Source organism: Bacteroidales bacterium (assembly GCA_029210725.1).
GTDB lineage: Bacteria > Bacteroidota > Bacteroidia > Bacteroidales.
In genome coordinates this window covers 1-8,412 of sequence record JARGFM010000056.1, presented here as the reverse complement: position 1 = coordinate 8,412, position 8,412 = coordinate 1, and the positions used below count along the sequence as shown (strand labels likewise).

At 44.5% G+C, this 8,412-nt stretch carries 8 protein-coding genes; 7 read left to right on the top strand and 1 reads right to left on the bottom strand.

Annotation, left to right across the window (positions count from 1 at the left end; translation table 11 throughout):
• The first annotated feature begins 493 nt into the window (after positions 1-493).
• The 7 genes from P1P86_16400 (at position 494) to P1P86_16370 (ending at position 6,908) form a co-directional block, all read left to right on the top strand.
• On the top strand, positions 494-790 hold the full coding sequence (locus P1P86_16400; protein MDF1576767.1) for a metalloregulator ArsR/SmtB family transcription factor: 297 nt from the start codon (positions 494-496) through the stop codon (positions 788-790).
• 58 nt (positions 791-848) lie between these two features.
• Positions 849-1,088 carry a thioredoxin family protein gene (locus tag P1P86_16395; GenBank protein ID MDF1576766.1) on the top strand — a complete coding sequence of 80 codons (240 nt, stop codon included), beginning with the start codon at positions 849-851 and terminating at the stop codon, positions 1,086-1,088.
• 33 nt (positions 1,089-1,121) lie between these two features.
• Positions 1,122-1,502 carry a nitrophenyl compound nitroreductase subunit ArsF family protein gene (locus tag P1P86_16390; GenBank protein MDF1576765.1) on the top strand — a complete coding sequence of 127 codons (381 nt, stop codon included), beginning with the start codon at positions 1,122-1,124 and terminating at the stop codon, positions 1,500-1,502.
• 13 nt (positions 1,503-1,515) lie between these two features.
• Positions 1,516-2,217, top strand: a complete 702-nt coding sequence (locus P1P86_16385) for an aromatic aminobenezylarsenical efflux permease ArsG family transporter (GenBank protein ID MDF1576764.1) — start codon at positions 1,516-1,518, stop codon at positions 2,215-2,217.
• Positions 2,218-2,278: 61 nt separating this feature from the next.
• Complete coding sequence (locus P1P86_16380; GenBank protein MDF1576763.1) at positions 2,279-3,595, top strand: permease; 1,317 nt, start codon at positions 2,279-2,281, stop codon at positions 3,593-3,595.
• 56 nt (positions 3,596-3,651) lie between these two features.
• Positions 3,652-6,114, top strand: a complete 2,463-nt coding sequence (locus P1P86_16375) for a hypothetical protein (GenBank protein MDF1576762.1) — start codon at positions 3,652-3,654, stop codon at positions 6,112-6,114.
• Between the two features lie 20 nt (positions 6,115-6,134).
• On the top strand, positions 6,135-6,908 hold the full coding sequence (locus tag P1P86_16370) for an NAD(P)-binding domain-containing protein (GenBank protein ID MDF1576761.1): 774 nt from the start codon (positions 6,135-6,137) through the stop codon (positions 6,906-6,908).
• A 31-nt stretch (positions 6,909-6,939) separates the two neighbouring features.
• Here P1P86_16370 and P1P86_16365 read toward each other — a convergent pair whose 3' ends face one another.
• Complete coding sequence (locus P1P86_16365) at positions 6,940-8,064, bottom strand: C-GCAxxG-C-C family (seleno)protein (protein ID MDF1576760.1); 1,125 nt, start codon at positions 8,062-8,064, stop codon at positions 6,940-6,942.
• Between the last annotated feature and the right edge of the window lie 348 nt (positions 8,065-8,412).

The following is an 8,412-nucleotide window of genomic DNA, read 5'->3' as shown; positions in this document are numbered from 1 at the left end:
ATTTAACCGACACAGGCGTCGACAATACGCAATAAACAGCTGCTATCTAAAAGAATACGCTAATGTGTCAAAGTAGAATTATTCAGGTAGTACTTAAAAACCTAAGCAGGCAGAGAAATGAAAGTGAGAGAAAGCATATTACTTCCTCATTACAGATCGTGAAAAAGAAGTGCTTGAATTGACATGTAAGGGGTACAATAATGAACAGATCGCAGAATTAATTCACATTAGTCCCAAGACGGTTGAGAAGTACAAAAGCAGTCTGTTTCAAAAGACCAATACATTTAATACAGTCAACCTGATTATATATGCATTTAAGAATAAACTGGTAGATAGCCCTGCTTAATCAGTGCCTGCAAGAAAACCCTGATTCGAAATTCATCTCAGGCGGAGTGAACAGATTCATTTTTGTGAAAAAAACGGGAAAACGTGAGTTTTCTTTCAGGTACAAAAAAATGTACGTTATTTTGCGAACGAGTAAATTCAGAATTCCATGGATAAAGAAATTATTTCCAAGCGGCAAAAAAGAATTGCCAGGTATGCAAAAGCCATGGGGCATCCCATTCGCATTTATGTACTCGAGTTACTGGTAAAACAATCCTGCTGTTATAGCGGCGACCTGTCAGATATTCTCCCCATAGCCAAATCGACCCTTTCCCAGCACCTTAAAGAACTAAAAGCTGCCGGTTTGATCCAGGGGGAGATTGAGGCACCCCGGATAAAATATTGTATCAATAAGGAGAATTGGAAAGAAGCTCAGGAATTGTTTAATAATTTTCTTTCCCGTTAGTTTTTTAAGTTTTCTATTCGTATTTTTACGAACATCAAAAAACACAACTCTCATTATTATGGAAATTAAGATATTGGGAACAGGATGCCCCAAATGCAAGCAGCTTGAAAAAGCGGTGAAGGACTCAATAGACGAACTGGCCATTGAAGCCCATGTATCTAAAGTCGAGGATATCATGAAAATCATGGAGTATGGAATAATGCATACTCCCGGATTGGTGATCAACGAACAAGTTGTACTCTCAGGCAGACTTCCCTCTGTAAATGAGCTTAAACAAATCCTCACTCAAAATCAATAAACTATGAAAGGACTCATGTTATATTCAGCAATTATGATGGCATTGTTCATGAATTGTTCCTGTTCGGCACAAACTGATCGTAATTCTGAAAAAGAAACCGTCTCACAGGCAAATGATATTGAAGTATATTATTTTCACTATACCAGGAGATGTGTAACCTGTCAGGCAGTTGAAACGGTATCCGGTGAAGCACTGGAAGAACTTTATGGGGACAGCGTTCCATTTATGGATTATAACCTGGATGAAACCGGAGGAAAAGAAAAGGCAGAAGAACTGGGTATAAGCGGGCAAACACTACTGATTATCAACGGTGATAAAAGAATAAATATTACCAACGAGGGCTTCATGTATGCGCGCAGTAATCCGGAAAAACTAAAGCAGATCATTTCAGATCATATCACACCACTGCTATAGTCCGCCATTTTTTATGGAAGAATTTCTCAGCAATCTTGCCGGAAGTAGTTCAATCCCTTTTCTGACTGCTGCCTTGCTTGGACTCCTGACCGCCATTAGTCCCTGTCCCCTGGCAACAAATATCACTGCGATTGGCTATATAAGCAAGGAAGTGGAAAGCAAAAGGGTGGTTTTTTTAAACGGGATCATCTATACCCTGGGAAGAGCTGTTTCCTATACTTTGCTGGCATTTATTCTGTTCCTTGGTGCCGATCAGTTGAAAATATCCGGATGGTTCCAACTCTACGGGGAAAAAATCATTGGACCGCTGCTGATTCTTATCGGATTTCTTATGCTGGATATCATCCGAATCAATTTTCCCGGTTTTTCCAGGCTGAAAGGTCGTTTTCAGAAAAAGGGAGTGCGGAGCTACTGGGATGTATTGTTGCTCGGGATCATTTTTGCTCTGGCCTTTTGTCCGTATAGCGCAGTGCTCTATTTCGGAATGCTGATCCCCATGAGCATTACTAGTGCTTCGGGATTATACCTGCCAGTCATATTTGCCATAGCCACCGGAATCCCGGTAATTATCTTTGCCTGGCTTTTGGCCTTTACAGTATCCGGCGTGGGTAAACTATACAACAGAATGAAGGTCTTTGAACTATGGTTTCGAAGAATAATATCGATCGTGTTCATCGGAACCGGAGTATATTACATCATAATTATCTACTTCTAAAAAATTTGAACAATTAGTTCGTGCTTTTACGAATAGTCCACTTATAAAGAAATGACAGTCCATGGATTGGAAAAAAGAAATTAAGATACTCTTCTGGATGGCCCTGGTGTTTCTGGCTGTTTTTTTTATGCCTCTTGAATACACCAGATTCAGGGAAGCCCTGATGGCCATGTTTGATCTGACACGCTGGTATGCCCGTGAACACGTCATTCTCTGCCTGTTACCAGCATTTTTTATTGCCGGAGTAATATCTGTATTTGTCAGCCAGGGTGCCGTGATGAAATATTTCGGGGCACAGGCTAAAAAATGGCTGTCGTATTCAGTAGCTTCAGTCTCCGGAACCATCCTGGCTGTTTGCAGCTGCACCATACTCCCACTCTTTTCAAGTATTCATAAGAGAGGCGCCGGTCTGGGACCAGCCATCGCCTTTCTGTACAGCGGGCCGGCCATAAACATCCTGGCCATTATCCTCACGGCCAGGATCCTTGGTTTTGAGATGGGGATTGCACGGATAGTAGGGGCTGTTGTTTTTGCTATCGTAATCGGCTCAATCATGTCGCTCCTATACAGGAAAGAGGAAAAGGAAAAGAGAGAAGAACAAATGAATTTCACTGCCATGCCGGAAAAAAGGCCCATGTGGCAGACAGCTTTTCATTTTTTCATCCTGGTCATCATCCTGGTATTTGCAAACTGGGGAAAACCCGGAGAAGGTGTGACTGAGGGAGGCTGGTACTGGATCTGGTCCAATAAGTGGATCATCACCTCGGTGTTTGCCATTCTGCTGGCATTTTCCCTGGTGTTTATTCTCAGACTAAAGTGGTATCATATATTCATTGTCGGTATTATCACAACATCAGCTGCAATAATCTTCACATCACCCATGATCCCCATGCTTATTGGAATGGCCGGTTTGGCCGTTATTACACTTATCGATAAAAAAGACCCCGGTAACAAAGAATGGACTCTTTCTTCCTGGGATTTTGCCAAGCAGATTCTGCCTTTGCTGGCTATAGGGGTTCTGATCGCCGGATTTTTACTGGGATCCACGCATGACGATGTTGCAATGGCAGGAATCATTCCTAATGAATGGGTGGCAAGACTGGTTGGGGGAAATTCGTTTCTCTCCAACTTTTTCGCTGCCATCGTAGGTGCATTCATGTATTTTGCAACCCTGACAGAAGTACCCATATTACAGGGGCTTATTGCTGCCGGAATGGGGAAGGGACCTGCACTGGCCCTGTTGCTGGCCGGCCCGTCCCTGTCCCTGCCTAATATGCTGGTAATACGAGGGGTCATTGGGACTCAGAAAACACTTGTATATGTTGCCCTGGTAGTCTTCATGGCCACTTTAAGCGGACTGATTTATGGAATTATATAACAGATGAGACTAATAATCCTCATGACGACTGTGATTGTGACCGTAAAAGTAGCATTATGAAATTCAGAACCCTTTTCCCAATGACATTGATGATCCTGGTCCTGGTAAGCGTGACCGTAACCGTGGCTGTAAAAACCGGATCAAAAAGTTCCCCATCACTGGTCTCGGAAGCTGAATCAATTTCCCCAACGGGTGTTTGTCCGCCATTTTATCTCTTAACCCAGGAAGGAGATACCATTAATCCTCTTACAGGAGAAAATACCGACAAGCCTTATTCTCCTAAACAGACCTGTGGAAAATGTCATGATTATGAGAAGATCACCCGGGGTTATCACTTTCAGCAGGGCAAAGATGAAGCAGCATCAGCCCTTCAGCTTGAAAGGATGCAGTGGGTGTCATCGCCGGGCAATTACGGGGGATCCTGGTGCTCCCCTGCCCCGCTTTACAGATATTTGTCAGAAAAGAACAATGACGAGCCGGCAATGGTCGATATGAGCTCCTTCGACTTTGCAGTTTCCTGCGGCGTCTGTCACCCCGGAGGAGGATCTCTCGAATACGACCTACGCGGAATGAGATATGACAGCGTGATGAATAATCCTTTGAATAATTTCGTTTCAGGTGGATCAAATAAGCTTGACGGGGAATATTTCAAGGCAAGGTGGAGCGAATCGGGAGTTATAGAAGCCGATTGCTATATATGTCTTTTACCAGGCTACGACAACAAGGAACGGATCCGGAATATTCAGAACATGAATTTCAAATGGGCTGCCACCGCTGCATCCGGAATTGCTGAAGTAAGCGGATCGGTGGCATCGAAAGTCCCTGTAACGCTCACTTACGATAAATCGATATTCAATCCGGACGGAAGGGTTGAACCTCATATCGTCGGAGAACCACGAAATGAAGCATGTCTGTTCTGCCATGCCAAACCAGGATGGAAGAAAAGAGGGGCCAATTTCCGGATGAGGACCGATGTTCATTTACAGGCAGGATTGAAATGTGTGGACTGTCACCCGGCAGGCAAATCAGCCGCAAATGAACGGATCAGGGGTAAAGAGCTTCATCAGTTTGGCAAGGGAGATGATCCCGGAGGACACGTGAGAGATGACCTGGACCATACCATGAGAACATGCTCCGATTGCCACGACAACGGGTATCTGGGTGCTCCGCTGGCTAAACACAAATGGTTGCCTCCGCTGCATCTTGATAAAATCGCCTGCCAAACCTGCCATATCCCCGAAAGAACGGTGAAGTCAGCTCATTTTGTGGCCAGCGATGTATTCAATCCGGGAACGAAGATCCCTACCAAAGGGAAACACTTGTGGACCTTCTACGATCCTCAGATGAACTACTGGAACCATTACGGAGACCTGGAAATGATGGGTTATGATGATAAACCTGACTGCATGTTCAGACCTGAGCTGTTAAAATACAAAGGTGTGATCTATCCGGCCAACAGAGTTCACACCGCCTGGCCGGCCATTCAGTCAGACGGAAGAGAGGGATTGATGCAGTTAAAAATGAGTGACATATACAAGATGTGGGCCGATCACCGGCAAGATCCGGAGAAATACCCCGGACTCTCCGATATCAGGGATGATAATGCAGATGAAGTAATTGAAGTTAATACTCCGGAAGAAATTGATGTTTTGATCCGGTCGGTTAGCATGAAACTTAAGGAAATCAATTACCCGATGGAAAACAAAAAGGTGGTCTGGGTAATGAACAACCGGGTCTATCGTTCAGGTCATGAATTTACCAGCTTATCCATGGAGTCATGGGAAGCATCTCCCTTTGGAAATGTTCATACCTATAACCATGATATTTTCCCGGCCAGCAGCGCCCTGGGTGTAAACGGATGTACGGATTGTCACAGCTATCAATCGGGATTCTTCACCTCCCCGGTACTGAAATATCCCTTCGACGAAGAGGGAAAGCCCGTAACTCAGTTCCAATTCGCCTCGCTTTGCTTTTCTGCTGTCCAGGTCCATTCCGGCATTCTTAGAGAAACTTTCCTGAAACCACTAATTTATGCGATGGGCATATTTTTCCTTGTGCTGTTGCTGGTTTTTGGCTTGCGGCGCCTTATAAAAGATCAGCTTTCCAAAAAATGGCTCAATGGGGCCAGTCTGATCATTGGCTTAAGCGCCCTGGCGGTTTTTGCACGTATCTGGCTCGACGACCAACTATCCGTTTATAAGCTTCCAGCCAGACTACAAGTGGATGCCAACCATTTTATCATTGCCACACTTATCATCCTGGCAGGTATTTTCCTATTATTCAACCGTATCCGGTCGGCCGCATCCGGTGCAGGTCATACCCGGGCCCCGGGAAGTGCTTTGAATATATATATGCTTATGGCATTAACCCTTACCTGTATCACCGGACCTGGGATGTTAGTAATCAGTCACTGGCTGGTTTATACACTGTTTTATCTTGGCCTTGTCCTGACAATAATGGGTGGTATTCTGATACTATTTTCCATGGCTTTCCCGGAGCCTCAATTTGAAATCAAATAATCATCGAAAAAGCAGATATCATGAAAACAACAACATTAGGATTCATCGGTGGCGGAAGAATCACCAGGATCTTCCTCCAGGCATTTCAAAACAAATCTCTCGAATTCAATTCCATTCTTGTTTACGAGCCCAACCAGGAGGTGGCTTCCTCTTTAAAAGCCCAATTTCCGGAGATTACAATCGCAGGTTCGCTAGCGGAGCCAGCACAACAGGACCTGGTATTCCTTGCGGTCCATCCTCCTGTGATGATGGAAACTCTGAATCAGATAAAGGAATCCCTGAAAGCAGAGTCATCGCTGATCTCCCTGGCTCCTAAAATCACTATCGAAAAGATAGCCGGCTTGTTACATACACAGCGCATCGTTAGAATGATCCCCAATGCAAGCTCATACATTAATAAGGGCTATAACCCGGTTTGTTTCCATAAAGATTATTCCGAAGAAGAAAAAAAGAACCTGATGCAATTGTTCAGAAAACTGGGCAAGACAGTAGAAGTGGAAGAATCTCTGCTTGAGGGATATGCCATGGTTTCGGCCATGCTGCCGACCTATTTCTGGTTCCAGTGGAAAAAAATGGAGGAACTTGCAGTGCAAATGGGTTTCGATGAAGCAGAAGCGAAAAAAGTGATCCGGAATACCCTGAAAAGATCCATACAACTTTATTACAAATCTTCACTTACTCCCGAAGAAGTCATGGATTTGATCCCCGTCAGGCCCATTGGGGAGCATGAAGATGAGATAAAAGAAATTTATGATAAAAGGATTTCAGGCCTGTACGAAAAAATACGGCCGTGAAATAACTTATTAAGAGGGTGCCAGGGAGGAGTTAGACTTTCATCATGCTGACGGTCTGAATTTTAGATCCTGCCCTGAACCGGAATATATATACTCCCGCTTCAGCCCTTCCTCCTTGATCATTTGTACCATCCCATTCAATGGTATATTCCCCGCTAACATGAGGCATGTTGCTCATTATCGTCTTTATTCTTCTTCCCTGTATATCGAAAATTTCGATGGATACAGAATCTTGCCTATCCAGGGAATAACGAATGGTGGTTCTGTTTGAGAAAGGATTGGGGAAGTTCTGCTCAACACTGAAGCTATTGGCCTCAAAACTCTTTTGACCCACTGATTTATGAGCTTCCTGGTAATCTCCGTGGCACTGTTCACATTCCGATTCCGATGCTACATTTTTTTTGGAACCTGCTGCTCCTTGACAGGTCATACATGCGGCAATGCTTGAAGGTGCAACATATTCTGCAGAGAAACCACTGCTGAAGTGCTCATTCAGAAGCTCTGCCGCTTTAGCCGCTACATCTCCGGTGAGCCGGGCACACCTTTCCTTCCTTTTCGGATCATTCACAGCTATTCCCGAGACATTGCACCATTTTGTGCAGGATACATGGCATAAGACTGATCCGCATGCATTCTGTACCAGGACTTCATCCGATATTGTTGCAGAATATGTCCCCTGACTTGCATAATCGTTACTGATTTCTGTCGGAATCAGTGCCTGTGTATACCAGCCGCAAAGCTCGTTAATGAGTTGATCTGAGGAAGCTTTATCGCATACCAGTGAAATAAGAGCCGCTGCACCGTTTATAGCCCCGCAAATGGTTCCCCAGCCTGCCACGCCACCATGCCCGTATATCATTATCTCATTCGGAAAGGCAGGAAATGTAGCGGGCAATTGCGCTCTTAATAAATTTACCGGGGCATTAAATGCCGCAAAGCAACACCCCTTCCCCTCCGTGCAAAAATCATCATGGGCGTTGATTCTAACTGTTTCTATATCCAGGGCATCATAAGGAGCAGGCCACTCCTCTGCCAGGCCTTCAGCTTTTGCCTCCTGGGAAAATAATAAGCCGGTACCAACCGCTGCAACTCCAACACCCGTTGTATAAGTTGCCGTTTTCTTAAAGAAGTCTTTTCGGGTAATTTTTTTATCCATACAATTTGATGTTAAGGTGAATGAATAGGATGTGAAAAAATAGCTCACGCTCAATGAATTGAGCATTCAAAAGGATCTTTTGAAGAGACCACATAGAGAATAGTTCGTAGTTCGTAAATATACGTACGTGTTATTATTTTAGTTGTGCAACTTTTTTTCTGTAAATTTCTCAAGCTACAGTTAATTCATTTTCCTTCATAAGGGGCAGTTCACCCCCAGGACCGCGGTCCTGGGGGTGAGCGCGCCGCTCAGCCTCCCACTCCCTTAGCAGGTCCAAATTCAAATATTTTCGCCCATAGGCCCAGTCCTCATGCCACTCTTTCAAAAGGGCCGAAAAGAGCCTCAAAC

Excerpts from the sequence above, each read along its gene's own strand:
- P1P86_16400 (MDF1576767.1), top strand. The coding sequence starts at position 494 with ATGGATAAAGAAATTATTTCCAAGCGGCAAAAAAGAATTGCCAGGTAT.
- P1P86_16395 (MDF1576766.1), top strand. The coding sequence starts at position 849 with ATGGAAATTAAGATATTGGGAACAGGATGCCCCAAATGCAAGCAGCTT.
- P1P86_16390 (MDF1576765.1), top strand. The coding sequence starts at position 1,122 with ATGATGGCATTGTTCATGAATTGTTCCTGTTCGGCACAAACTGATCGT.
- P1P86_16385 (MDF1576764.1), top strand. The coding sequence starts at position 1,516 with ATGGAAGAATTTCTCAGCAATCTTGCCGGAAGTAGTTCAATCCCTTTT.
- P1P86_16380 (MDF1576763.1), top strand. The coding sequence starts at position 2,279 with ATGGATTGGAAAAAAGAAATTAAGATACTCTTCTGGATGGCCCTGGTG.
- P1P86_16375 (MDF1576762.1), top strand. The coding sequence starts at position 3,652 with ATGAAATTCAGAACCCTTTTCCCAATGACATTGATGATCCTGGTCCTG.
- P1P86_16370 (MDF1576761.1), top strand. The coding sequence starts at position 6,135 with ATGAAAACAACAACATTAGGATTCATCGGTGGCGGAAGAATCACCAGG.
- P1P86_16365 (MDF1576760.1), bottom strand. The coding sequence starts at position 8,064 with ATGGATAAAAAAATTACCCGAAAAGACTTCTTTAAGAAAACGGCAACT.